At 66.7% G+C, this 24672-nt stretch carries 24 protein-coding genes and 1 tRNA gene; 11 read left to right on the plus strand and 14 right to left on the minus strand.

The genetic code is table 11. The annotated features are described in order from the left end of the window. Positions 1 to 68: 68 nt before the first annotated feature. Complete coding sequence (locus tag HLH21_RS08605) at positions 69 to 1052, minus strand: SDR family oxidoreductase (RefSeq protein ID WP_182943307.1); 984 nt, start codon at positions 1050 to 1052, stop codon at positions 69 to 71. 153 nt (positions 1053 to 1205) lie between these two features. Beyond that, positions 1206 to 1943 (minus strand): hypothetical protein, encoded by a 738-nt coding sequence (locus tag HLH21_RS08610; RefSeq protein ID WP_220789740.1) that lies wholly within the window; start codon positions 1941 to 1943, stop codon positions 1206 to 1208. An 815-nt stretch (positions 1944 to 2758) separates the two neighbouring features. Here HLH21_RS08610 and HLH21_RS08615 point away from each other — a divergent pair. Continuing rightward, positions 2759 to 3262, plus strand: a complete 504-nt coding sequence (locus HLH21_RS08615; protein ID WP_182943311.1) for a YciE/YciF ferroxidase family protein — start codon at positions 2759 to 2761, stop codon at positions 3260 to 3262. 244 nt (positions 3263 to 3506) lie between these two features. Here the strand turns inward: HLH21_RS08615 and HLH21_RS08620 are convergent, their stop codons facing one another. From HLH21_RS08620 to HLH21_RS08630, 3 genes are all read right to left on the minus strand, one after another. After that, a complete protein-coding gene (locus HLH21_RS08620; protein ID WP_182943313.1) occupies positions 3507 to 4262 on the minus strand; it encodes a DUF72 domain-containing protein in 756 nt (251 codons plus the stop codon). A 261-nt stretch (positions 4263 to 4523) separates the two neighbouring features. After that, positions 4524 to 6332 carry a hypothetical protein gene (locus tag HLH21_RS08625; RefSeq protein ID WP_182943315.1) on the minus strand — a complete coding sequence of 603 codons (1809 nt, stop codon included), beginning with the start codon at positions 6330 to 6332 and terminating at the stop codon, positions 4524 to 4526. 166 nt (positions 6333 to 6498) lie between these two features. After that, positions 6499 to 7443: a cation diffusion facilitator family transporter gene (locus HLH21_RS08630; RefSeq protein WP_182943317.1), complete on the minus strand. Its 945-nt coding sequence runs from the start codon at positions 7441 to 7443 to the stop codon at positions 6499 to 6501. A 184-nt stretch (positions 7444 to 7627) separates the two neighbouring features. On the opposite strand from HLH21_RS08630, the gene HLH21_RS08635 reads away from it, so the two are divergent. The 3 genes from HLH21_RS08635 to HLH21_RS08645 all read left to right on the plus strand — a co-directional run bounded on the left by HLH21_RS08635 (position 7628) and on the right by HLH21_RS08645 (position 9789). Continuing rightward, positions 7628 to 8470, plus strand: a complete 843-nt coding sequence (locus HLH21_RS08635; RefSeq protein ID WP_182943319.1) for a carbon-nitrogen hydrolase family protein — start codon at positions 7628 to 7630, stop codon at positions 8468 to 8470. 22 nt (positions 8471 to 8492) lie between these two features. Beyond that, a complete protein-coding gene (locus tag HLH21_RS08640; RefSeq protein WP_182943321.1) occupies positions 8493 to 9299 on the plus strand; it encodes an NAD kinase in 807 nt (268 codons plus the stop codon). Positions 9300 to 9426: 127 nt separating this feature from the next. Beyond that, positions 9427 to 9789: an FxLYD domain-containing protein gene (locus tag HLH21_RS08645; RefSeq protein WP_264811525.1), complete on the plus strand. Its 363-nt coding sequence runs from the start codon at positions 9427 to 9429 to the stop codon at positions 9787 to 9789. A 62-nt stretch (positions 9790 to 9851) separates the two neighbouring features. Here the strand turns inward: HLH21_RS08645 and HLH21_RS08650 are convergent. The 6 genes from HLH21_RS08650 to HLH21_RS08675 form a co-directional block, all read right to left on the minus strand. Further along, positions 9852 to 9934: transfer RNA gene (locus tag HLH21_RS08650), tRNA-Leu, on the minus strand. Between the two features lie 61 nt (positions 9935 to 9995). Next, positions 9996 to 10718: a M48 family metallopeptidase gene (locus HLH21_RS08655; RefSeq protein WP_182943325.1), complete on the minus strand. Its 723-nt coding sequence runs from the start codon at positions 10716 to 10718 to the stop codon at positions 9996 to 9998. Further along, positions 10715 to 11230, minus strand: coding sequence for a YcgN family cysteine cluster protein (locus HLH21_RS08660; protein WP_182943326.1), 516 nt, complete (start codon positions 11228 to 11230; stop codon positions 10715 to 10717). The genes HLH21_RS08655 and HLH21_RS08660 overlap by 4 nt, the downstream gene beginning before the upstream one ends. Positions 11231 to 11287: 57 nt before the next feature. Further along, positions 11288 to 11722 carry a hypothetical protein gene (locus tag HLH21_RS08665; protein WP_182943328.1) on the minus strand — a complete coding sequence of 145 codons (435 nt, stop codon included), beginning with the start codon at positions 11720 to 11722 and terminating at the stop codon, positions 11288 to 11290. Then, positions 11719 to 12765: an extracellular solute-binding protein gene (locus HLH21_RS08670; protein WP_264811523.1), complete on the minus strand. Its 1047-nt coding sequence runs from the start codon at positions 12763 to 12765 to the stop codon at positions 11719 to 11721. Before HLH21_RS08670 ends, HLH21_RS08665 begins: the two co-directional genes overlap by 4 nt. 23 nt (positions 12766 to 12788) lie before the next feature. Continuing rightward, positions 12789 to 13925, minus strand: coding sequence for an ABC transporter ATP-binding protein (locus tag HLH21_RS08675; RefSeq protein ID WP_182943330.1), 1137 nt, complete (start codon positions 13923 to 13925; stop codon positions 12789 to 12791). Positions 13926 to 13998: 73 nt separating this feature from the next. Here HLH21_RS08675 and HLH21_RS08680 point away from each other — a divergent pair, with 73 nt between their 5' ends. The 7 genes from HLH21_RS08680 to HLH21_RS08710 all read left to right on the plus strand — a co-directional run bounded on the left by HLH21_RS08680 (position 13999) and on the right by HLH21_RS08710 (position 20332). Then, positions 13999 to 14277 carry a hypothetical protein gene (locus HLH21_RS08680; protein WP_182943332.1) on the plus strand — a complete coding sequence of 93 codons (279 nt, stop codon included), beginning with the start codon at positions 13999 to 14001 and terminating at the stop codon, positions 14275 to 14277. A 39-nt stretch (positions 14278 to 14316) separates the two neighbouring features. Next, entirely contained in the window at positions 14317 to 14757 is a 441-nt protein-coding gene (locus tag HLH21_RS08685) for a hypothetical protein (RefSeq protein WP_182943334.1), read from the plus strand. A gap of 167 nt (positions 14758 to 14924) precedes the next feature. Next, positions 14925 to 15440: a MarR family winged helix-turn-helix transcriptional regulator gene (locus HLH21_RS08690; RefSeq protein WP_182943336.1), complete on the plus strand. Its 516-nt coding sequence runs from the start codon at positions 14925 to 14927 to the stop codon at positions 15438 to 15440. Then, complete coding sequence (locus HLH21_RS08695) at positions 15431 to 17659, plus strand: FUSC family protein (protein ID WP_182943338.1); 2229 nt, start codon at positions 15431 to 15433, stop codon at positions 17657 to 17659. The genes HLH21_RS08690 and HLH21_RS08695 overlap by 10 nt, the downstream gene beginning before the upstream one ends. Beyond that, entirely contained in the window at positions 17659 to 17853 is a 195-nt protein-coding gene (locus HLH21_RS08700; protein ID WP_182943456.1) for a DUF1656 domain-containing protein, read from the plus strand. Before HLH21_RS08695 ends, HLH21_RS08700 begins: the two co-directional genes overlap by 1 nt. Before the next feature lie 33 nt (positions 17854 to 17886). Further along, entirely contained in the window at positions 17887 to 18798 is a 912-nt protein-coding gene (locus HLH21_RS08705; RefSeq protein ID WP_182943340.1) for a biotin/lipoyl-binding protein, read from the plus strand. A gap of 16 nt (positions 18799 to 18814) precedes the next feature. Beyond that, positions 18815 to 20332: an efflux transporter outer membrane subunit gene (locus tag HLH21_RS08710; protein ID WP_182943342.1), complete on the plus strand. Its 1518-nt coding sequence runs from the start codon at positions 18815 to 18817 to the stop codon at positions 20330 to 20332. Between the two features lie 150 nt (positions 20333 to 20482). Here HLH21_RS08710 and HLH21_RS08715 read toward each other — a convergent pair whose 3' ends face one another. From HLH21_RS08715 to HLH21_RS08725, 3 genes are read right to left on the minus strand one after another with little or no spacing between them, the layout of a single operon-like run. Beyond that, positions 20483 to 21013: a nucleotide triphosphate diphosphatase NUDT15 gene (locus tag HLH21_RS08715; RefSeq protein ID WP_264811524.1), complete on the minus strand. Its 531-nt coding sequence runs from the start codon at positions 21011 to 21013 to the stop codon at positions 20483 to 20485. After that, positions 20998 to 23379, minus strand: coding sequence for a phosphoketolase family protein (locus tag HLH21_RS08720; RefSeq protein WP_182943346.1), 2382 nt, complete (start codon positions 23377 to 23379; stop codon positions 20998 to 21000). The genes HLH21_RS08715 and HLH21_RS08720 overlap by 16 nt, the downstream gene beginning before the upstream one ends. A 35-nt stretch (positions 23380 to 23414) precedes the next feature. After that, positions 23415 to 24620, minus strand: a complete 1206-nt coding sequence (locus HLH21_RS08725) for an acetate/propionate family kinase (protein ID WP_182943348.1) — start codon at positions 24618 to 24620, stop codon at positions 23415 to 23417. Positions 24621 to 24672: the final 52 nt, after the last annotated feature.

Consider the following 24672-nt stretch of genomic DNA (forward strand, 5'->3'; position numbering starts at 1 on the left):
GGCGAGGCAGTGCTGTCTACGCGGCCGGACGATGCGGGTTCCTCCTGCAGTGGCTCCTCGGCGGAGTTTCAGTCTTCGGGGCGGGTCGCCCGACGACGGAAGACAGCCAGTCCCAACACCGTCAGAAGGATCACAATGGCCAGTATTCGCCTGTTGCCCCTGCTCCGCGGCCATGACCGGAGACCACCGTCGATATGTCCCTCATCGCCATAAGGTGCGAACAGATTGCCGTCCGTCGCCGCCGCCGTATCGGCGCTTGCGAGATATCGCGTCAACAGGCGGTTCATGATTCGTGCCGTCGTGGCCGGGGCCAGCATATGGGCGAGCCGCCCGCCCCAGGCTCCGGCCCCGATCATGACGGTGTCCTTCGGGTGCGCCAGAAGGTTCACGATCGCGGCGGCAACGCGCCGCGCATCCAGCAGGGGCGGCGGCGCCGAGAGGCGGTGGCCGGTATAATTCGCGCCATGGGAAATGCCGGGCGTGTCCACGAAGCTGGGATAGACATCGCAGATGTGAATATGGGGATATCCGGACAGTTCCCCGCGCAGGGCCTCGGAAAATCCCCGCAGGCCGAATTTGCTGGCGCTGTAGGCGGCGGCATAGGGGGCGGCGCAGAACCCGCCAACCGAGATGACATTCACGAAGGTGCCGAAACCCTGGTCGAGGAAGATCGGCAGAACCGCATGGGCGTCGTTCATGTGACCAAGCAGGTTTGTCCGGACGACCTGTTCATGCGCCCTGACGGGGACCTCGTGAAATCGGCCGACGGCGCCGACGCCGGCATTGCTGACCCACATGTCGATCGTGCCGGCAAATATACGGGCCTGCTCCGCCAGTTTCCGCACGGCGGCGGCATCCGTCACATCGGTCGGGATCACCACCACCCGGGCCCCCGCCTCGCGGCACCGCGCCGCGACGGCATTCAGGGCGTCGGCATTGCGGGCAGCCAGCACCAGCACCGCACCCGGACGGGCCAGGGTTTCCGCCACCGCCTGGCCAATGCCGCTGGATGCACCGGTCACCACCACATTTGCGGATGGAAATTCGGACATCCGTCGGGTCCTTTCGGAATGGGCCGCCGGCCGCGCGTGATCGCGGGCGCCGGATACGGCGTTCAGGTCTGGCCTTGCGCGGACATGTCCATCCTGATCGCATGCTCGCTCATTTGCCTCAGAGCGCTCAAAACGTGGCTTTGACTGACGGTCCTAGAAGGCGTCCCTATGGCGTCCGCCGACGGCTCCCGCAACGCAGGATATGAATGCTCCGATAAGCATGGAGAAAAACGTATAGAGTGCGAATGACGAGGCGGCTTTACGGGTGACATCTGCAATATGCTTGGCTTTTGCCATGGCGTCCCGCCCGGCGGCAACCGCCTGGTCGACGCGTTTTCCGGCATCTTCGGCCGAAATGCCGGTGCGGGTCGCGACCACCTGAGCCAGATAGTCATGGTCCGCCGGCGTGATTGTGCCGGCGGCGGCGATTGCCAGGATCCGTCCGGCTTCAGTTTTCACGTCCTGACCGGACGACGATGTATCGGGTTGGGTAGGGCGAAAGAGGGTATCAAGCACGTAACCGCTTGCAGGCGACGCGGAAGAGCCGAGGGCGCTGGTGCCCACGCCGGCAACCGCCGCGGCGGCGCCTTTCCCCATGCCTGCGGCCACTGACCAGGTGCCCGCACCCACCAATCCAGCGAAAAGCACAACTGCGACCGCCCAGGCTACGAAACCGGCTGCGGTGTCGCGAAACGTAATTTCGGTTCGATGGACACCAGAGGCGGCAGGGCGGAGCCGACCGGCAAGGTATCCTCCAAAGAACGAGGAAACCCATTGGACCACGATCAGCCAGATTGCGGTCACTACGGTAAAGGTCATGCCTGATGGGTTGTTTTCGGAAACAGGTGAAACCCACGCAAGTCCAAGACCCGAGCCAAGCGACGTCAGCATGATGGCCACCGCCGTCGCGACGACGGCGCCACCGAGAACGGCTGCCCACGATATTCCGGCACGCGGTAATATTGCAGCCGTGTCATCTCTCACTATGGGCATGACTGATCCTTTCAGTGATAGAGCAGAAGGAGAAGGATGATGATTGGAATGGGGATGCCAAGGAGCCAGAGTAGAATTGGCATGATATGAATCTCCTGTGTGGACGGCTCCAACGTCCTCGGTTCTCCGAAGTTCGCAAGCGTGTTCCAGGAGAAGAAAACGGAAACCACAGCTATCAGAGTCCTCGGGGCCCGATTGCCGATGAGGCCACAATGTCGCCTCTCCTCGGGACGGCGGGTGCAGATCCGTGTCCACGAATGTTATCGGCGCGGGCACGAGCCTCTCGGTTGTTCGCCGACATGGGGTCGCGGGTGCTTGCATGAAATATGCGCGAGAAACTTTTAATCCCCGGCAACCATTCCCGCTGGAACGCGTAGGTTCGAACGTGGCCCCCAATGGAAGATGCCATCGATGTTGGCCCTGCGCGACGGGTCAAGCCTCTTCGCCGGGATTGTGCAGATGCTGGCGAATGCCCGCACGCGAAGGCCGCCTTGAAGACATCCTTGGGAAAAAGAAGCTGCATGCCGGAGTGAGGCGGCCTGCATCTCGCCGAGAGTTCGACGCTTTATGTGACGTGCACAAGGAAAATGCCGGCGTAAGGCCGCCTTGGAACGCACGGGAATCCGCGCTCCAGCGGGCGCGACTCCATATGTTCGATGGTGCGGGCGCCGCCGGGTCCTGACGCAGCCGTCCAAACGGAGAGGAATTTCATCATGGTCACGCAGGAGAAGACCCTGTCGGACGCGTTTTATGAGACGCTGAAAGACGTTTATTTTGCCGAAAAACAGATCCTGAAAGCTCTCAAGAAATCGGCGCGTGCCGCTCAGGCTCCGGAATTGAAGAAGGCATTCGAAACCCACGCAACCGAGACTGCCACTCACGTCGAGCGATTACACGAAGTATTCGGAATGATCGGCAAGACGGCCCGCAGCAAGACCTGCGAGGCGACGCAAGGCATTCTGGCCGAAATGGAAGAAGATCTCGAAGAATTTGGAGAAACCGAAGCGGCGGACGCGGTCCTGATCGCCTGTGCCCAGGCCATCGAGCATTATGAGATTGCTCGGTACGGCACGCTGAAGGCGTGGGCCGCCAATCTCGAACTCGCCGAAGCGGAAAAACTGCTTGGCGAGACCCTTGAAGAGGAGAAGCGCACCGATGCCTTGCTGTCTGACATCGCCGAACGTGACAGTAATCTGAAGCCTCATCAGGCGGCATGAGACCCGCACGGATCGCGCCACCGGCAGCGTGTGCTGGCCCATGGTGAGCAGTCCGGACGACGTGGGTCATGCCGGCTGCACGAAGTGGGCCGCCCTTTCCGCCGTGGGCGCAGACAGTGACGTTCTGTCCGGGCATCTCCCCCGGCTTTCCCAGGACTGTCGCCGATAAGCCGTGCCGTCAAAAGCCGCCGCTCCAGTGTCGGCCCCCGAGCGGTCGGTGATTCAACCGAGCCATCAGCTTCCATCAGTTGTTGAACAATTCATTTCTTAGCTTGCATTCAACGAAAATTTCTACAAGCTGAAACGCGTTCTGCGTGGCGGCGCCATAGGTGGTGTTGTCGAAGATCGTCCAAACCTCAACGCCGCGCGTGACAAGCGAGGCAACGACTTTCGCATGAGCTTCAATGGCCTCCTTTCCATAAGGTGACTCATAGATGCGAGGGGAGCCGTGCAGCCGAAAATAGGCGAGGCCGCTCCAGCCTCCGGGTTGCGCCGCAAGCGGTGGTTTGGCCGGATCCGCCGCGACCCGTGACACCTGGTGCCTCCCTAACATATGGTCGACCTCCGGCTGGAACCAGCTGGCATGTCTCGGCTCCAAAACGATAGCTCCAGTCATCGTGGCCTTCAGCTCATTGATGAATCGTTCGGCGACGTCGCCGGGATAGGCGAAACTCGGGGGAAGCTGAACCAGGACGGGACCACGTTTGTCGCCCAAGCCGCTCGTTTCCTCGGCAAAGCGCTCGATGAGCGCCCGACAATCGATCAAGCGGCGCTCATGCGTAATCATCCTGGGCAGTTTGACGGAGAAGCGGAACTCGGGCGGCACGCTTGCTGCCCAGCGCTCATAAGTCGTGCGCCGGTGCGGTCGATAGAAACTGCTGTTAACTTCAACAGCAGAGAAGCGTGCGCCATAGCGTTCAAGATGCGTGCCGACCGAGGGAAACTGCTCGGCAAGCGCGGACGGGATCGACCAGCCGGCAACGCCGACGCGAATGGACATGCAGATCCTCCTCTGACCGGACGACGACGGATCGCGGCTTTCAGCTTGCGCCACCCTGAAACTCGATCTTGCATGCAAGGGATCGGCGGGGACGTCTGTCGAGGATACGCTGGAGCTTTGGGTGGGTTCACTGCCTCCTGCAGGGTTGGGCGGCACTATACCGGCTGCCCATATCCTCGCGTGGCCCGTCTTTCGACGAGCCCATCAAGCCGCAGCCAGGCACTCACACCTCAAGAGAAATATGCAACCGTAGTGCCAGGCTTACTGCATCATGACATTGGGGCGCGGGGAGTCGCGGGACGTTTGCAAGGCGGCTGTGCCGGTCTGATGCGACAGGCATGTCATCAATTTTTCACTGTCGAACACGTAAAGAGTCGCTCCCTCCAGAGGGATGATCTTTTTTGCCTTCCCGAATCTATCATCGAAATATTGCTCGATATCGGTCGGCGAAGATCCGGTCTGACCCGCGGATTGCTGAGGAGCATCAGTATATCCGGACAGAATGAAAAATTCACGATTCCCGGACAGGTATTGTTTCGTATACCAATTTTCGTTCCGCAACCAGCCCGATGGTTCGATCCCGCATAGCTTCGCAAGGATGGCGATCCTGGTCTGCTGTTTGCCGTCGCTTAGCAAATTGATCGGCCTTGCGACGATATGCCCGCCCGTCTCTACTGTAATGATGGACGCATGCCAGTAATTGGCATAGCCGAAATTCAGATGGTTGGCCTCCAACGCCCTGATGATGGACTGTCTGTCACGCGGGAGAGAAAGCCCGATGGCAACCTCGGACTCTTTCCTGACAGTCCATTCCACGGAGAGGGCGAAGACCGACAGGACCACGGGCAACACCATCACCATCCTGCCCAGGACCGGGGACTTCAGGATTGACAATGCAGGACCCGTCCGCGCAGCCAGGATCGCGCCGAAAATCAGAACCGGAGAGAAGAAGCGAATGATTTCTTCGGAATGCGATAGAAGCGGATTTATAAAGATTCCTGCGACAAGCGTAAGGATGAGGCCGATGCTCATCATGATGGCGACGGGATCGACAGCCTGGATATCGCGTCCCTTCGCCGGTCCATTCGCGATGGCGCGTAAGGTGGAGCGCAGCGCCATGACGGCCGGCAGCACGCTCGCCCATCGCGCCAGGGGAACGATGGCCATGTGATGCGCCTGGTGCCCCCACAGGGACAGGCCAAAAAAATTGATCCCGAACAGATCCAGCAACGAGCGGACGGACATCCCGAAATGTGCCGGAAAATCATCCAGGCTACAGAAGAACACAGGAAGTCCCGCACTACGGAATCCCCCCAGACTCTGGCGCAGGAACGCAACACTCATGCCCAGCACGACCGCGGCCAGAACAAGCATCAGCAAGTTTCGTGCCACGTCACGATCATGATTACGGCACCACATCCACGCGGCGGTCAGCACGGCCGGCATGACAAAGCACACCTGCCCGAACGGATCGCTGACGCACACGATGAAGACAGTTGCAGAAATTCCGATCGCGTAAATCGCCCGGCGATTTTTCAGGAAGCGATCAATGCAGGTCAGGCCGGCCAGGACGAATGCCATCGTCCCCAGATGGTAAGGCATCAGGGTCAAGAAGCCGATCGCACCGCCGTCCTGGAAAGGGGGCAGAACGAGCAGAACCAGAACGGGAAGGAGAGACGTAAACGATCGTCTTTTCGTGGAACAGGACAGGATGCAGGAGAATAAGGTGATAAGTCCCCACCAGATCGGGGGCAGCAGATACAAGGGCCGCAGGCTGAGTCCTGTGACGGCCGATATCAACCCTGTAGCAACGACATCTTCCAGCCAGAAACTGTCCGAGGGCATTTTCCAGCCGGCCAGAAGCGGATTCCCGTGCAGAAATTCATAGCCGGCCAACAATGTTGAGGATTGATCGGCCTCCCGAACGTAACGAAATCCGAAATGATAGCATAAAAACGAAGAAAATATAGCCAACACAACATAATATAGAAATATTATCACATTTTTATTTTTATAACTATATTCTAATTCGGCATGATTATTATATAGTTTATATTTTAATATTTCCATCCGAAAATTTCCCGCTCACTTCCCGTGCGTGGAATTACTGATTTTCTGGACATTTTTCAATCGGGAAAATCATAAAGTGGATGTATCCAGGAGCATATTTATTTGGGGAGAACGTCCGCGAGACGTAACGATGATATCCTGCCATATATCGACGACAGGGCCGGCTTCAGACCAGCCTCGGGGCGCCGGGGGCCAGGCGGTCGCGGCCATCCTGCGCCTCGATGAAGGCATGGGTGATTTCGGGGAAGCTCTCCTTGATCCGCCGTTCGATCCGCGACACCGCGCCTTCCACGTCGCCGGCCGACCGGGCGTCGTCGAAATCCAGGCTGAGCGCCACCAGAACGTCCGACGGGCCGAAATGCATGGACCGGATCTCGTTCAGGCCCAGCACGCCCGGTTCGGCCAGGGCGATGGTGCGGATGCGGGCCAGCCCTTCCGCCGCCATGCCCTCGCCGGTCAGCAGGGACTGCGATTCCCGCGCCAGGAACAGGGCGGTGAACGCCAGGATGCCCCCGATCAGGATCGACGCCACCCCGTCCAGCACCGGCTGGTCGAACAGTTCGGACAGGATGGTGCCCGCCAGCGCGACCGCCAGGCCGCACAGCGCAGCGGTGTCCTCGAACAGCACGGTGAAGACGGTCGGGTCCTTGCTGTGGCGCACCGCCTCGATCCAGCCGCGCCGGCCCTTGCCGTGGCGGCGGAACGCCCGCAGCGCCGTCAGCCAGACCCCGCCCTCGAACACCAGCGCAATGCCCAGCACGGCGTAATTGACCGCCACATGGTCGACGGGATGCGGATGGCGAATTCGGGCGACCCCTTCCAGGATCGACGCGCCCGCCCCTACGCCGAAGATCAGCAACGCCACCACGAAGGTCCAGAAATACAGTTCCAGCCCGTAGCCGAACGGGTGCAACGCCGTCGCCGGCCGGGCCGCACGCCGCATGCCCACCAGAAGCAGCATCTGGTTGCCGGTATCGATCAGCGAGTGGATGGCCTCGCTCAGCATCGCCGAACTGCCGGTCAGCGCGGCAGCGCCGAATTTCACAAACGCGATCAGCAGGTTGCCTGCCAGCGCGGCATGGATCACGAAACGGGAGGACGAGGAGGCCATGGTTGCTCCGCCAGGGGATGGACGATCATAGCCTGCCCCGGCCGCGGCCCCAAACGCCGCCCCCGCGCCCGGCCGGGCCGGCATGACGGCGGCTGTTGCAGTCCCGTCGGCCGGCCCCCTATAAGCAGAGGACAACGATCGGCATGCCGCGCGCGGTGCGCGCGTCCTCGGTATGGAGTTTCACGTGCGCACCACTGTCGTCCAGATGGCCCCCGGGTCGTCCCTGCCGGACAATATCGACCAGGCGCGCCACCTGATCGAGGCCGCGATCCGCGCCGACCGGCCGGACCTGGTGGTGCTGCCGGAGATGTGGAGCTGCCTGGGCGGCACGCGCGACGTGAAATTCGCCAGCGCCGAGGCATTGCCCGCCCCGGGCGCCGCCGACGACGCGGCCGGGCCGCTCTATCGCTTCATGCGGGACATGGCGCGCACCCATGGCGTCACCCTGCATGGCGGGTCCATCGGCGAACGCCGTGGCGACCGGCTGATGAACACCAGCCTGCTGTTCGACGCCCAGGGGGTCGAACGCGCGCGCTATCGCAAGATCCATCTGTTCGACATCACCACCCCCGGCGGCGAAGGCTATCGCGAGAGCGACACCTACGCCCCGGGCGAGGACATCGTGACCGCCCCTGTCGGGCCGTTCACCGCCGGCCTGGCCATCTGCTACGATATCCGCTTTGCCGAACTGTTCCTGGCCCTGCGGCGCAAGGGGGCGAACCTGATCGTGCTGCCGGCGGCCTTCACCGCCGAAACGGGCGAGGCGCACTGGGCGACCCTGCTGCGCGCCCGCGCCATCGAAACCCAATGCTGGGTCGTGGCCTGCGGCACCACCGGTACCCATGTCGACGCCGGGGGCAACGCACGCAGGACCTACGGGCATTCGATGATTATAGACCCGTGGGGCACGCTGGTCGCGCAGGCCACCAACGGCGCCGGATGGACGACGGCCCGGCTGGACATGGATCTGGTGCACAAGGTGCGCGCCGGGATTCCGGTGATCGACCATCGCCGCCTGCCCCTGTGACGACGACGCCCCGCGCCGACCGATGACCGAGCCCCACCAGCCCCCGCCCTGGCCCGTCGGCACGATACCGCGCCGCTTCGCCTTCGTCGCGGCGCCGAACCCTGGCGCCCGCCAGACGCTGGCCGCCCTGACCGCCCGCTACGGCCAGCACGACCCGCAGGAGGCCGACGCCATCATCTGCCTGGGCGGCGACGGCTTCATGCTGGAGATCCTGCACACCACCCTGGGCCGCGCCATCCCGGTCTACGGCATCAATTGCGGATCGGTGGGGTTCCTGATGAACCCGGCGATCCCCGACGACCTGCCGACCCATCTGGCCAAGACGCAGGCGGCGACGCTGCATCCGCTACGCATGCAGACCACCACCCGGACCGGCAAGGTGATCGAGGCGCTGGCGCTGAACGACGTGTTCCTGTTCCGCCAGACCCGCCAGGCCGCCAAGATCCGCATCGAGGTCGACGGTCGCGAACGCCTGTCCGAACTGATCTGCGACGGGGTGCTGGTCTCCACCCCGGCCGGATCGACGGCCTACAACCTGTCGGCGCACGGGCCGATCGTGCCCCTGTCGGCCAACCTTCTGCCGCTGACGCCGATCAGCGCCTTCCGCCCCCGGCGCTGGCGCGGCGCGCTGCTGCCCGCGACCGCGCGGGTCACCTTCACGATCCTGGAGCACGACAAGCGCCCGGTCGCCGCCGTGGCCGATTTCACCGAGGTCCGCGACGTGATCTCGGTCGAGATCGAGGAAGACCGGACGCTGCATACCATCTTGCTGTTCGACCCGGACCAGAGCCTGTCCGAGCGCATCCTGGCCGAACAATTCACGGTATAGCCCCCCATTGTCTGACAGGTGCCGCATTTTTACTCATCCGCGTCATGAATCGCTGTTCGGTGGCACGCCTCAGGGCGCTGCCCTGAAACCCGCCAAAGGGCAGCGCCCTTTGGAAACCCAATCGTTGGTGCATGCCCTGGTGGGTTCGGGCAAAGCCCGCGTTCTATCATTACTATTGGCCGCCCTGCCGGTGCTGCCCGCCCTCCCCGCCCACGCACAGGACATCATCGTCCGCGAAGCCCGATCCGTGACCGAGGCCGGCGGCCGGCACGCCATCGTCGGCACCGCCGAAAACCAGTCGGGCCGGATGCTGCAAACGGCCAAGCTGATCTTCAATTTGTACGGCGAACACGGAACGATCATCGGCAGCGCCATCGACGAAACCCACGATCTGCCCCCCGGCGGACGTTGGACATTCCACGCCCGGGCCTGGACGCTGTTCGCGGATTTCGGGTTGGCGAAAATCCGGACCGTGCCGGCGGCGCGCTGACGAACGGCGCGCCCTTTGCCCTGACCAGAAGCATTGATCCTTGAATTTCAACCACGAAGGTCTGCGAGCTGCGGGACTCGAACCCGCACGCCCTTGCGGGCGCAAGATTTTAAGTCTCGTGCGTCTACCATTCCGCCAAGCTCGCCCGGCTCGCCCTCTAGCACACTCGTCGGGCGGGTAAAATCCGTTGGCGGGGGTTTTTGCGCCTATGCGGCGCGCAGCAGCGCCGTGCCGTGGCGGCGCAGCCAGGCTTCGGCCGCGCGGCGATGCGGGGTCAGGGTGGCGACCAGGGTCCAGAAGTCGGGGCCGTGATTCAGGTGCCGCAGATGCGCCAGTTCGTGGGCGATGACGTACTGCTGGACCTCGGCCGGGGCCATCAGCAGCCGCCAGCTCAGCATGACGGTGCCGTCGGCGTTGCAACTGCCCCAGCGGCTGCTGGTGTCCTTGATCGTCAGGCGCCGGGGGCGCAGGCCCGACTGGGCGGCCAGGTCCGCCACCCGCGCGCCCAGCCGCACCCCGGCTTCGCGCCGCAGGAAGGCGCCCAGGCGGCGCGGCAGGAACGGGACCTCGCCGCTGACCAGGACGATGCCGTCCTCGATCCAGACGCCGCGCCGGCCCTGCGGGCAATGGCGGATGGCATGGGGCCGGCCGTCCAGCAGCACCTGCCCCCCGTCCTGCCACGGCGTCGGCGCCGGCAGCGTGTCGATGCGCGCCACCACCCAGTCGGCGTGCGTACGCAGCAGGCTCAATCCGGCCTCGCGCCCCACACGCGGCGGCAGGGTGACCACGACCCCGCCGCCGCGCGGGTCGATCCGCAGCGACACGCGGCGCGCCCGTGCCGAACTGCGCCAGCGCAGCGGGACCTCGCGCCCCGCCAGATGAATCGTCTCACCCGTCCCGCCCGCGCCATCGGACAGGGGGGCGGTCATCGGGACTCGCCGTCCGGGCCGGACCGGTCCCGCGCCTGTCGCCGCACCCGGGGCTTGCGCGCGGCCGGCATCTGGCCCGGCCAGTCGGCGATATGATGTTCCAGCGGGCCGGCGCGTCGTTCGCTGATGGCGCGCCCGCGCACCGAAACCCCGGCCTCATGCACCGTTTCCGGCCGGCCCGACACCAGCGGATGCCACCAGGGCAGGGGCCGGCCGGCCGCCACCAGCCGATAGGCGCAGGACGGCGGCAGCCAGTCGATATCCGCCAGCGCGGCCGGGGTCAGCCGGACGCAATCCGGCACCTTGCGCTGCCGGCCGGCATAATCCGAACAGCGGCAGCTATCGGTATCCAGCAGCCGGCAGGCCACATCGGTATACAGGACCGTGTCGGTCTCGTCCTCGCGCAGCTTGTGCAGGCAGCAGCGGCCGCAGCCGTCACACAGCGATTCCCATTCCTCGGTCGTCATCTCGTCCAGGCGCCGGGCCTGCCAGAAAGGGGGGGAATCGGTCATGGGGCCGTTTTACGCACTCCGCCCCGCCCCGAAAAGGAAAAGGCGCGGCAAAAGCGCCTATCGGGCATCGACCAGCGCGACCAGCACCGACCCGCCGGCCGCCAGCAGCAACGCCGCCAGGCCGGACGGCCCCAGCAGCGGCAGCCACAGCATGCGCGCCCGCGTCCCTCGCCCGGCCCCCAGCCCCTCCGCCGTGCGGGACAGCCCTGCCGGCAGGCGGCAGACCGCCCCCAGCGGCGGCAGCAGCGCCAGCGGCACCAGGCACAGTCCTTGCAGGACGGCGCGGGGCACGCCGCCATCGCCCCCCGCCAGACGCGGCAGCAGCAGCGCCAGCGCGCAGCCGGGAATCGCCAGGGAAACGGCAAGGACGCGACAGGCCGCCAGCACGCGGCCGGACAGGCCCGGCCCGGCGGCGCGCAGCAGCACGAACGCCGCCATCCCCACGCCGGTCGCCACCACCGCCACCCCCAGGCAGGCCGCCAGTTCGGTCACGCCGGGGCCGCCAGCCAGTCCGCGAACTTCCGGGCCAGGTCGGGCAGGTGATCCTGCCAGAACGCCGCGTCCATCGGCAGGGGCTGCATCGCCTGATCGTCGGGACGGGCGCGATACAGGGCGGCGAAGCGGGCGACGCGCTCCGTTCCGGCCATGTAGTGCAGCAGGTCGCGCGCCCGGTCGCGCTCGGCCGCGTCCAGCCCGGGGGCGATGCCCCAGCACAGGCCGTCATCCAGGCCCTGCGCCCACTGGAGCCCGACATCGCGCCGCCCCCGTCCGGCGGCAGACGACGCGGCATCCTGGGCCGCGACCTCGCCCGCCGCCGCGCTGGTCATCAGCACGCTGCCATTGCCGATGATCCTCGCGGAGTCCGCCCCCGTGGTCCACCAGACGATATAGGGCCGCAACTGGCTGAGCTTGTGGAACGCCCGCGCCACGCCCTCGGGCGTGGCCAGCACGGTATAGACGTCCGCCGGCGCCACCCCGTCGGCCATCAGCGCGATTTCCAGCGTCGAGCGCGGGTCCTTCCGCAGGCCCCGCTTGCCGGGATAGCGAACGACGTCCCAGAAATCGCTCCAGCGCGGGGCGGACGGAATCCGCCCCCGGTCCCAGGCCAGGACGACGCCGTCATGCAGGGCCGGCACGCTGCAGGCCTCCGCGCTGCCGGCACTGCCGCCCAGGCGTTGCAGCGACCCCTGCATGCAGGCGATGCGGGCGGTGCTGTCCTCCATCAGGGCCATCGCCCAGGCGTGGCGTCCCCGCGCCGGACGGTTCGCCGGGACCGGCGCGTCGCCATCCCAGGCGAACCGCCGGACGCCGACCCCGGTGGCGCGCGCGAAGGGCTGGAAGAACGCCTGGTCCTGCGCCTTGCCCAGGGCGCCCCCCCAGCTGGCGACCACCAGCGTGTGCCCGCCGCCCCGGGCATCGGCCCGGGCCGGCGCCGACAGCGCCAGCAGCAGAAAGGCCCCCGAAAGGGGACGGGAAAGCCTGAAGAACGGGCTGAAAGACGGGCGGGGCGGGGCGGACAGGGGGATCACTTTCACAGCGCGGAACGAAGGGCGGAAAACTAGACCAGTTCGCCACGAAACGGAAAGGCCACCGCATGCGCCGGCTGCCACGCCAGAAGGGCGCGGCGGCCGGGGGACAGGCCAGCCAGGGTCTGGATCGGCGGACGGCGGACCAGCACCTCCTGCCCGTCGGGCAGCCGCAGGCGCAACCGCACGTGATCGCCCATGTGATGGACCGCCACCAGGGTGGCGGGGACGTCGCCGTCACCGCCATCCGCCGCGTCGCGGCCATGGAACGGCCCGGCGGAGAATCCGGCGGGAAACAGCGTCGCGATCCGGTCGGGCCGGACGCACAGGGTGCACAGCGCGTCGGCTTCCAGCCCCTCGGCGGCCATCGCCTCCATCACCGCGCCGCTGGCCAGGCGGACGCGGGCCTGGTCGTCCTCGACCCATTCGACACGGCCGGTCAGGCTGTTGGCGTCGCCGAATCCGGTGGCGACCCGGTCGCAGGCCGGGCGGTCGAACAGCTCGGCGGCCGTCCCCGTCTGCAACAGCGTGCCCCCGGACAGAAACCCGATCCGCTCACCCAGCAGCAGCGCATCCTCGCGGTCGCGGGTGGCCAGCAGGACGGTCAGGCCCTGCGCCCGCGCCAGGCGGGACAGCAGGGTACGCATCGCCCGCCGCCCCTCGGGCTCCAGCGCCGCGAAAGGGTCGTCCAGCAGCAGGACGGGGGGCGCGAAGGCCAGCAGGCGCCCCAGCCGGACCCGCCAGGCCTGCTCAGCATCCAGGTCGGCAGGGCGGCGCGACGCCTGCCCGTCCAGCCCCAGCAGGGCCATGATCTCGCGCACGCGGGCCGCGGCCTGCGGCCGGGACATGCCCCGCGCGGCCAGCGGAAACGCCAGGTTCTGCCGCACGGTCAGGTGCGCGAACAGCGGATCGCGCACGCTGAACAGGCCCATGCCCCGCCGGCCGGGCGGCAGGGCGGTGACGTCCTGCCCATCGACGGCGATGCTGCCCGCCACGGCCGGCAGGTGCCCCGCCAGCGTATCCAGCAGGCAGGACAGGTCCGCCGCGCGGTTGCCCAGCAGCGCCAGGCACGTGCCGGCGGCGACCTGCACGCTCAGGCCGGGGCGCGAGGGGTCCAGCGGCGCGCGCACAAGTCCGCGAACGTCAAGACGTGGGAGGGAAGGTGGCATGCAAGAACCGAAACCTGACGAACGGGCGGGACGTTGGTAACAATGTACACAACCGCATCGAAGGACACGACCCATGTTCGGCTGCAAGACCAAGAAACCCACCCAGGAAGCCCTGAAGGCGACGCATGACGAACTGCTGTCGCTGAAGTCGCAGGTGGAGCGGCTGATGAACGAGCACGTGACGCCGGTGCTGGCCGACGCGGCCGACAGGGCCGAGCACGTCGTTGCCAATGCGCGCGAACTGACCGATCATCAGGTCCAGGACGTCACCAGCCGCGTGCGCGCGAAGCCCCTGATCGCCATCGCCATCTTCGCCGCGGTCGGCTATCTGCTCGGGCGCGTCACCCGGTAGGCCGTCCGAGGAACGCAGCAGAGGGACGAAGCGAGGACCATGAGAATAGCCGAACTTGGCAAGGCCACCGTGCAGGCGGAACTGACTGTCCGCCGGCAGATGGCCATCCGCATAGGCCGGCAGGCGGCTTTCCTGGTCATCGCAGGGGTGTTCGGCCTGCTGGCCATCCTGTCGGGCCACGCGCTGCTGTGGGCGTTCGCCTACCAGACGCTGGGCTTCAGCGTCCTGGGCGCGGCGGTCCTGGTCTTCGCCGCCGATGCCGTCGTCGCCCTGCTGTTCCTGCTGCTGGGCCGGCGGTCCATCATGACGCCGCAGGAAATCCGCGCGCGCTTCGAACGCGACCACGCGATCAACGAACTGCGCCAGGCCATGGCCCTGACGGCGGTCACCACCGCCGTCGCCGGGCCGGTCGGCCGCCAGGCCGGCCGGGCCATCTGGCATGTCGTGCGGTCGGCCTTCGGCCGGAAGGGCAAGGCCTGACCCCCTTTTCCGCCGGAAACGGAGGGATGGCATTGCCGGAAGGTATCCATGCTGAAATTGCATTGGCCCCCGTCCGGCATTTCTGGAAACGTGCCCCCGGATGATGATCGTGAGCACGCGAACGGTTCGTGTGCTCATCAAATTGGGAAGCCGGGTAGCAGAAACGGATGGCCGAGACCGAGCGGAGCGCGCGGGAGCGATCCTTTGGACGTCGCCTGGCCCATCTGGGGGCCGCCTGGCGGCGCCAGATCGATCATGACCTGCGGGATTTCGGCCTGACCGAGGCCACCTGGCGCCCTATCCTGTACCTGGGCCTGCTGCCGCCCCCGGTCCGGCAGAGCGACCTTGCCCGCGCGCTGGAGATCGAGGCCCCCTCGCTGGCGCGCCTGCTGGACGTGCTGGAACGCAGGGGCCTGATCGTACGCACCCGCGACAAGGAAGACCGCCGCGCGAAACTGGTGCGCCTGAGCCCCGGCGGCCAGCGCATCGAGCATCAGGTCCGCCAGGCGGCCGATTCCGTCTCGGCCCGCCTGTTGCGTGACGTGACACCCAACGAATTGCAGGCCTGCTACGCGGTGTTCGACCGGATCGAAAGCGCGCTGGGCGCCCCGCGCGACGCCGATGGCGCGCCCATCGCCGAGACCGTGGCGGCCGGAACCGTGGCGGCGCTGCCATGCGGCTGATCCCGCCGGGCAGCGCGCTGTCCCTGTCGACCCCCCTGATCCGCTTCGGCAACGTCGCCTTTCCGAAATGGAAAATCATCAGGCCGACGGCGGCCTATGCGGCGCGGGTGCTGCTGGCGCTCGGGCTGGCGCTGTTCCTGTCGTTCTATTTCCAGCTCCAGACACCGATGTCGTCGGTGACGACGGTCCTGATCGTCGCCAATCCGGTCGTCGGCGCCATGGTGTCCAAAAGCTTCTGGCGCATCTTCGGCACGGTGATCGGGGCGGCCGGCGCCATCGTCCTGATGGCCCTGTTTCCGCAATCGCCGCTGCTGTACTTCCTCGGCCTGTCGCTGATTATCGGCATCGCCTGCTGCGTGTCGACCCTGCTGCGCTTCTTCAAGGCGTATGCCGCCGTGCTGACGGGCTATACCATCGTCCTGATCTCGGTCTCGGCCTTCAGCGAGCCCGACCATATCTTCATGTCCGCGATGTCGCGCCTGTCGGCGGTGACGGTGGGCATCGTCTGCACGGCGGTCGTCTTCCTGGTCACGTCCGTCAGCCATCCCGAGCGGATCCTGCGGCAGGTGGACCAGACCCTGCGTAATATCACCGCCCGCTTCTCGCACCCCGCGGACCTCGAAGGGGCGGTCGCCGGCTCCACCCTGATGCCCGACGACAGCGGCCAGCCGCTGTCGTTCCGGGCCATGACGGTGACCAGCTACGACGAACGCGCGCGCCTGCTGTCGCAGGCCAACGCGCTGGTCGAGGCGATCGAATATGCGGCCGCCGACAATTTCGCCATCGGCCGGCGCGCCCGCGGCCTGCACGCCGGCGTGGCCCGCCTGCTGGGATTGCTGAGCACCCATCACCCGATCTGGGAGGATGTGCCGCTCGACACCCCGCATTCGGCCGAGGCGCGCCGGATCGTGCAGGAGGTGATGGCGCTGTTCGCCGCCACCCCGCCCGAGAACCTGCATCTGGACGACCCCGGCGACATGCGCGCGCGCATCGCCGCCGCCATCGCCCGCCTGGACGAACTGACCGAGCAGACGCAGGACCTGCCGACGATCGCGTTCATCGACAACGAGCGCGACATCCTGGACCAGTTGCGCGCCGCGCTGGACGATTTCGTGGGGCCGCAGCAGCGCGTCCGCCGCCTGCCGCTGAAGGCGTATTTCGACTGGCCGGCGGCCCTGCGCAACGGCGCGCGCGGGGTATGCGTAACGTTGCTGGGCTGCCTGGCCTGGTACGTCCTGCGCTGGTCGAACGGCGCCACGATGCTGACGTACCTGATCCCGGCCTCGTGCCTGCTGGCGACCAGCCCGCTGGCGTCGCGGGCCAGCACCATGTTCGCCAGCGGCACGCTGGTCGCCATTCCCGCGGCCTTTATCTGCCAGACCTACATGCTGCCGCGCATCGACGGATATCCGCTGCTGTGGCTGGCGCTGTCGGTCTGCCTGCTGCCGGGCATCTGGATCCAGTTCCATCCGCGCCATGCCATGCGCGGCTTCGGCTATGCGGTGTTCTTCAACGCGATGGTGCAGATCCGCAACCCGATTTCCTATGACGATATCTCGCTGATGAACCTGTGGCTGTCGTACCTCATCGCCCTGGTCGGGCTGGTCCTGGTGTTCAGGGTGATCCTGCCGGCCGACCACCGGCTGGATACCGGGCGGCTGGTGATGTCGATCGTCCGGGCCACCGAACATCTGGCGTGTCGGCCGATCCACCGGCAGGTGGACTGGATGGTGTGGGAAAACCTGCAGATGCAGAAGATCCTGCGCCTGATCCAGCGATTCTCGCTCGTCGCGCCGCCGCGCCGGGTGTACGAGGTCACGGACGCGGCCTTCATCGCCGTGTCGCTGGGCCGGGTGGTCGCGCGCCTGCGCGGCCTGGCCCAGAACCCGGCGGTGCATCAGGACGACCGCGACCGCACGCGCGCGGCCCTGGCCGCCTTCCGCCACCTCCGCAGCCGCCCGGGCCTGACCGCAACGACCCTGCGCGAAACCGCCCAGGCGATCATGACGCATGTCGAGGGACGGCACGCGGCCTCGCACGTGCCCACGCGCCGGATCGCCGCGTGCCTCGAACAGGCGTCCCTGCTGCTGGACGCGATTCCGGGATTCTTCCATACGCATGGACCGCTGCAACTGGCGGCCGACATGCCGGGCGCCGATAACCGGCTGACCCTCGCCATCCCTCCGGGAACGCCCCTGTTCGGAATGAAAGCCGCATGATGCTGACCGAGTTCAATTTCTTCGGCGTCTTCATGGCCCCGATCGTCGTCTACGCGATCGCGGCCCTGCCCGTGACCATGCTGATCCGCTTCGTGCTCTGGTGGAGCGGCATCATGAAATGGTTCTGGCACCTCGCCCTGTTCGAGGTCGCCCTGTACACCTGCGTCCTCTGCCTGATGATCCTCTACGTCTGAACTGCTGCCCCCAGGAAGGTTCGAGAATTTACAATGCCCCTTCTGCGCACCCTGATCCGCGTGGTCCTGACCCTGACCGTGGTGGCCCTGGCCATCGTCATGGGCGTCACCCTCTGGGACACCTACATGATCGCGCCATGGACCCGCGACGGGCGCGTCCGCGTCTATGTGGTGGACGTGGCGCCGGAAGTGCCCGGCACCGTGGTGCAGGTGCCGGTGGTGGACAACCAGTTCGTCCATAAGGGCGACCCGCTGTTCGTGCTGGACCCCGTGCGCTTCCGCCTGGCGATCCGCGAGGCCCAGGCCCGGCTGGACGGCGCGCTGGAAGAGCTGAAGCTGAAGCAGAACGACGCGAAGCGCCGCATGGGCCTGGGCGGCATCGTCTCGGCCGAAGAACAGGAAGTGTTCAATTCGAACGTGGCGACCCAGGTCGCCGCCGTCGACGCCGCGCGCGCCTCGCTGGACCTGGCGAAGCTGAACCTGCAACGCTCGGTCCTCTATTCCCCGGTCAACGGCTATGTCACCAACCTGAACCTGCGGGTGGGCGACTATGTGACCTCGGGCGCCGCGCGCCTGGCGGTGATCGACGCCGATTCCTACTGGGTGAACGGCTATTTCGAGGAAACCAAGATGTGGGGCGTGCATGTCGGTGACGTCGCCCGCGTCAAGCTGATGGGCTACAAGCAGATCATGCCCGGCCATGTCGTCTCCATCGCCCGCGGCATCAACGACCAGAACGGCGCCCCCGACCGCCTGGGCCTGCAGGACGTCAACCCGATCTTCACCTGGGTCCGCCTGGCGCAGCGCATTCCCGTGCGTATCCATCTTGACCACGTGCCCGACAGCGTGACGCTGGCCGCCGGCATGACCTGCACCGTCACCGTCGGCCCCGAATCCCGGGGGCAGCGGGGACGCCTGACCACCTGGCTGCAAGACCATCTGTAAGGCGCCCGGCACCCCCATGACCATGAAGACGATGACCCGAAGGGCCGGCCTGTTCCTGACCTCCGCCCTGTTCCTGGCAGGGTGCACGGTCGGGCCGCGCTACCAGCCCGACCGGATGAAGCTGCCGCCGGCCTTCACCGAGGACGAGCATCCGGCCACCCCGGACGAGATCGCGCGCACCAATGCCGAATTGAAGGAATGGTGGCACCGGTTCGACGACCCGGAGCTGGACAGGCTGATCGACCGCGCGATCGCGGGCAATTACGACCTGCAGATCGCCGGCCAGCGCATCCTGGCCGAGCGCGCGCTGCGCGACGTCCAGGCCTCGGCCTGGTATCCGCAGGTGGACGCCAACACCACCAACGGCGACAGCCGCTATTCGCTGAACGTCGACAACTGGCCGCTGCGTCCGGGCAACCCGGCCAACCGGCCCGGCGCGTCCTACCTGTCGTACGGCGTCAGCGCCAGTTGGCAGGTCGATGTGTTCGGCCGCATCCGCCGCAGTGTCGAGGCCCAGGAACACGCGGTCGAACAGACGATCGAGGAACGCCGCGCCGTCCTGATGACCATGCTGTCCTCGCTGGCCAGCGACTATATGGTGCTGCGCGACACGCAGTTGCGGCTGGATATTTCCAACCGCAACATCCGCGTGGCGCAGGACGCCTACGATCTGACGCAGCGCCTGTACCTCGAAGGGGTGGGCAATACGCTGCAGATCGCCCAGGCCAAGGCCGAACTGGACGCCCAGCTGGCGGCCCGCGAACCCCTGCGTACCCATATCGCGCAGATCACCCACGCCCTCGACGTGCTGATGGGCCAGATGCCCGGCACGACCGAAGCCGAATTGAAAATCGCCCGGCCGCTGCCCAGGGTGCCGGCCTTCCCCGCCACCCTGCCATCCATCGTGCTGGCCAACCGGCCCGACATCCGCCGCGCCGAACGCGCCTATGCCGAGGCCACGGCCCGCATCGGCGTCGCCGTCGCCCAGATGTACCCGAATTTCAGCATTCCGCTGAACTTCAACCCCAATGCCTCGGCCATGTACCAGCTGTTCGAGGCCGGGGCGCTGAGCTGGCAGTTCTTCATGCTGGCGTCGGTGCCGCTGATGCATGGCGGCAAGCTGACCGGCCAGATCCGCGCCGCCCAGGCCGCGGCCGAGGCCAGCCGCCTGGGCTACCGGCAGACGGTGCTGCAGGCGTTCCGCGAGGTCGAGGACGCGATGGCCGCGTGGCACGACGACGTCGAACATACCGAACTGCTGCACCGGGCGGCGGAAGACAGCACCCTGGCCAGCCAGCGCGCGCGCAAGCTGTACGGCGCGGGCCTGGTCGGCTTCCTGGAGGTGCTGACCACCGAACGCACCGCCCTGGCCGCCGAAAATGCCGAGGCCGTGGCCCAGCTTGAACGGTTGCAGGACGCCATCGACCTGTACACCGCCATGGGCGCCGGCTGGCAGGGCGTCGCGGTCACGGCGGCCGCTCTGCCGGTGTCGCTGGAAACGCAGAACGTCCTGGCCCGGGCGCTGAAACAGTAAGAGACGGTCGGGCGTTGCCCTTGTCCCACCAAAGGGCAGTCGCCCTTTGGAAACCCATTCGGTATCAAATTGATTGGGGTGCAGGGCCTCAGGCCCTGCCGGGTCCAGGGCAGAGCCCTGGTTATACGTCAATCTCAAGGCGGGTCGGTATTATTTGATGAAATAGAAATGCCACACGGGGGAAAGAGGTTTCCCCAACCACGCGTTCAAAAGTGCGCGGGACGCGGGAAAGAGCGGATCGGGCAGACATTCGCGGCGCATCCACGCCCAGCACGCGAAGACATGCGGCTCGAGAACCTGAGGCTCCACGTCGTCGCCAACCGCCGCCACCACCCCGCAGGTAAGCGCGGAAACGGGGGCCGCACCGTCCAGGACCATAATCGTCGCGGTCACCGGTGCGAGAATGGTCAGTCCCGTTTCTTCGGCGATCTCCCGCACGGCCGCCTGTTCGAAACTTTCCCCGGCTTCGACATGGCCGCCGGGCAGGCACCAGCTTTCCGGCTCGCCCATTTTTATCCGGCGCCCCAGCAGCACCTCGCCCTTGCCGTTCAGGACAATGGCGCCGACCCCGACGGTCGCGTTGCGTCGATGACGGTCCGGGGCCAGAGGGCCTGGGGTCCCTTGGCCGGGGTCGGGCAGAACCCGCCCTTCCCCGGCCCGATCGGTTACGACCAACGCCACTCCTCGATTTCGGGCATGTCCCGCCCATGTTCGGCGATGTAGCGCGTGTGATCGACCAGCTTGTCGCGGATCGCCTGCTTGGCGTAGGCCGCGCGGGTGGCCAGGCCCGGCACGCGGTCGATGACGTTCGACACCAGATGGAAGCGGTCCAGATGGTTACGCACCACCATGTCGAAGGGGGTGGTCGTCGATCCTTCCTCGCGGAATCCGTGGACGTGGAAGTTCCGCGCGTTGGCCCGCCGGTAGATCAGCTTGTGGATCAGCTGCGGATAGCCGTGGAAGGCGAAGATCACAGGCGTGTCCGGGGGAAACAGCGCGTCGAACGTGGAATCCGGCAGGCCGTGCGGATGCTGGCTGGCGGATTCCAGCGTCATCAGGTCGACGATATTGACCACGCGGATCTTCAGGTCCGGCACATGCTCGCGCAGCAGCTTGACGGCGGCCAGCGTTTCGATGGTGGGCACGTCGCCCGCACAGGCCATCACCACGTCGGGCGTGCCGCCCTTGTCGGTGCTGGCCCATTCCCAGATGCCGATGCCCGAGCTGCAATGGCGGATGGCGGCATCCATGTCCAGCCACTGGGCCTCGGGCTGCTTGCCGGCGACGATGACGTTGATGCGGTCCCAGCTTTGCAGGCAATGCGCTGCCGTGCACAGCAGCGTGTTGGCATCGGGCGGCAGGTAGACGCGGACGATATCGGCCTTCTTGTTGATGACATGGTCGATGAAGCCGGGGTCCTGGTGGCTGAATCCGTTATGGTCCTGCCGCCAGACATGCGACGTCAGCAGGTAGTTCAGCGAGGCGATCGACCGCCGCCACGGCACCTCGCGCGAGGTCTTCAGCCATTTCGCATGCTGGTTGACCATCGAATCGACGATGTGGATGAACGCCTCGTAGCAGGACATGAAGCCGTGGCGGCCGGTCAGCAGGTAGCCTTCCAGCCAGCCCTGGCAGGTGTGCTCGCTGAGGATTTCCATGACATGGCCGTCGCGGGCCAGATGGTCGTCATAATCCAGCGTCTCGGCGTTCCAGGCGCGGTTGGTGACGTCCAGCACCGCGTTCAGCCGGTTCGAATTGTTCTCGTCCGGCGCCAGCACGCGGAAATTGCGCGACGCCAGGTTTTCCTTCATCACGTCGCGCAGCCACGCCCCCAGGACCCGCGTGCCCTCGGCCGTATCGTGGCCGGGCGCGGCCAGCGGCACGGCGTGGCCCGTGATGTCCGGCAGTTTCAGCGGATGCCTCAACTGCCCTCCATTGGCATGGGGGTTGGCGCTCATGCGCCGGTCGCCCACCGGGGCCAGCGCCGCGATCTCGGGGAACAGGCGGCCGGTTTCGTCGAACAGTTCCTCGGGCCGGTAGCTACGCAACCAGCTTTCCAGCGCCTGCAGGTGCCCCGGCTGGGTCAGGTCCGAGAACGGCACCTGGTGCGACCGCCAGTAGCCCTCGGTCCGCAGGCCGTCGATCTCCTTCGGGCCGGTCCAGCCCTTGGGGCTTCGCAGCACGATCATCGGCCAGACCGGACGGGCGGTCTCGCCCCCCTCGCGCGCCGCCTTCTGGATCGCGGCGATCCGGTCGAACGCCAGGTCCATGGCGGCGGCCATCTTCTGGTGCATCGGGTCGGGGTCGTGGCCTTCGACGAAGATCGGGTCGTAGCCGTAGCCGCGCAGCAGCGCCGTCAGCTCGGCGGGCGGGATGCGGGCCAGGATGGTCGGGTTCGCGATCTTGTAGCCGTTGAGGTGCAGGATCGGCAGCACCGCGCCGTCGGTCTGCGGGTCGAGGAACTTGTTGCTGTGCCACGAGGTCGCCAGCGGCCCGGTCTCGGCCTCGCCGTCGCCGACGACGCAGGCGACGACCAGGTCGGGGTTGTCGAACACGGCGCCATAGGCGTGCGACAGCGAATAGCCCAGTTCCCCGCCCTCATGGATCGAGCCGGGCGTCGTCGCGGCGGCGTGGCTGGGAATCCCGCCGGGAAAGGAAAACTGCTTCAGCAGCCGGCCAAGCCCTGCCTCGTCCTGCGACACGGCGGGGAAATATTCGCTGTACGTCCCTTCCAGATAGGTGCTGGCCACGATGCCGGGCGCGCCATGGCCCGGCCCCGCGATGAACAGCACATTGGCGTCGCGCGCGCGGATGATGCGGTTGAGGTGCAGATACAGGAAATTCAGCCCCGGCGTGGTGCCCCAGTGGCCCAGCAGGCGCGGCTTGGTATGTTCCAGCCGCAGCGGCTCGCGCAGCAGCGGGTTGGCCATCAGGTAGATCTGGCCCACGGACAGGTAATTGGCGGCATGCCACCACCGGTTGAACAGCCCGACCTCGGTCGCTGACAGGGGGGATGCCGCCGGCGTCCCGCTTTTCGTTTCACTCATCTTGGGTCCTTTCGAAACTGTCGCGCAGGGAACGGTCAGGCCCCTGCCAGGCAATCCGCGACATGGCGGCGGATCATGCTTTCCTCGTCGGTCGGGATCACACGGACCTCCACCGTGCTGTCCGGGGTGCTGATGACCGGCGCGTGGGCCGCGTTGGCGCCCGCGTCCAGCCGGACGCCCAGCCAGGACAGGCGCGCGCAGGCCGCCGCGCGCACCGCGGCATCATGTTCGCCGATGCCGGCGGTGAAGACCAGCCCGTCCAGCCCGCCCAGCACCGCCGCCATCGCGCCCACCTGCTGCACCAGGCGGTAGGTGAACAGGTCCAGCGCCTCACGCGCCTGGGCGTCGGCGGCGGCGCGGTCCTGAAGGTCGCGCATGTCGCTGGATGCGTCCGACACGCCCAGCAGGCCCGAATGCCGGTACAGCACGTCCTCGACCCCTGCGGCGTCCAGCCCTTCGGCCCGCAGCATGTACAGGATGACCCCGGGATCGAGCTGCCCGCAGCGCGTGCCCATCACCAGCCCGTCCAGCACCGAGAACCCCATCGTGGTCTCGACGCTGCGCCCGGCGTCCAGCGCGCACAGGCTGGCCCCGTTGCCCAGATGCGCCACCACCGTGCGCCCCCCCGCCAGCCGTTGCGACAGGCCCGGCAGGCAGGACGCGATATATTCATAGGACAGGCCATGAAACCCGTAGCGCCGCACCCCCCGCTGCCCATAGGCGCGCGGCAGCGCCAGCCGCGTCGCCGCCGCCGGCATGGTGTGGTGGAAGGCGGTGTCGAAACACGCCACCTGCGCCAGGTCGGGGCGCAGCGCCGCCAGGGCGCGGATCGGGCCCAGGCTGGCCGGCTGGTGCAGCGGCGCGAACGGGGTCAGCGCGTCCAGCCGGGCCAGGATGTCCGGCGTGATCCGCACCGGCTGGATGAAATCGGGGCCGCCATGCACCACCCGGTGCCCCACCCCCGCCAGCGGCACGTCGCCCAGATGGGACGTCACCCAGTCGATCAGGCTGCCGACCGGCCCGTGATGGGCGTCCGTGGTGTCGGCCGGGTCGGGGGCCGGCCAGGTCCGTTCGGCCAGCACATGCCCGTCGGCGTCCACGGCGCGGAAATGCGGATGGGTGGTGATGCCTTCCAGTTCGCCCGAGGCGATACGCCGCGCGGTTCCCCCCGCCTCCTGATGGAACAGGGCGAACTTGACGCTGGACGAACCGGCATTGAGCGCGAGTACCGCTGTCGCCATGACATGTCCCTTCCCTTCCGTCCGGCGCGTAACCTAACAGGCCGGAGGATGA

It is taken from the genome of Gluconacetobacter johannae, assembly GCF_014174305.1.
Taxonomy (GTDB): Bacteria; Pseudomonadota; Alphaproteobacteria; order Acetobacterales; family Acetobacteraceae; genus Gluconacetobacter; species Gluconacetobacter johannae.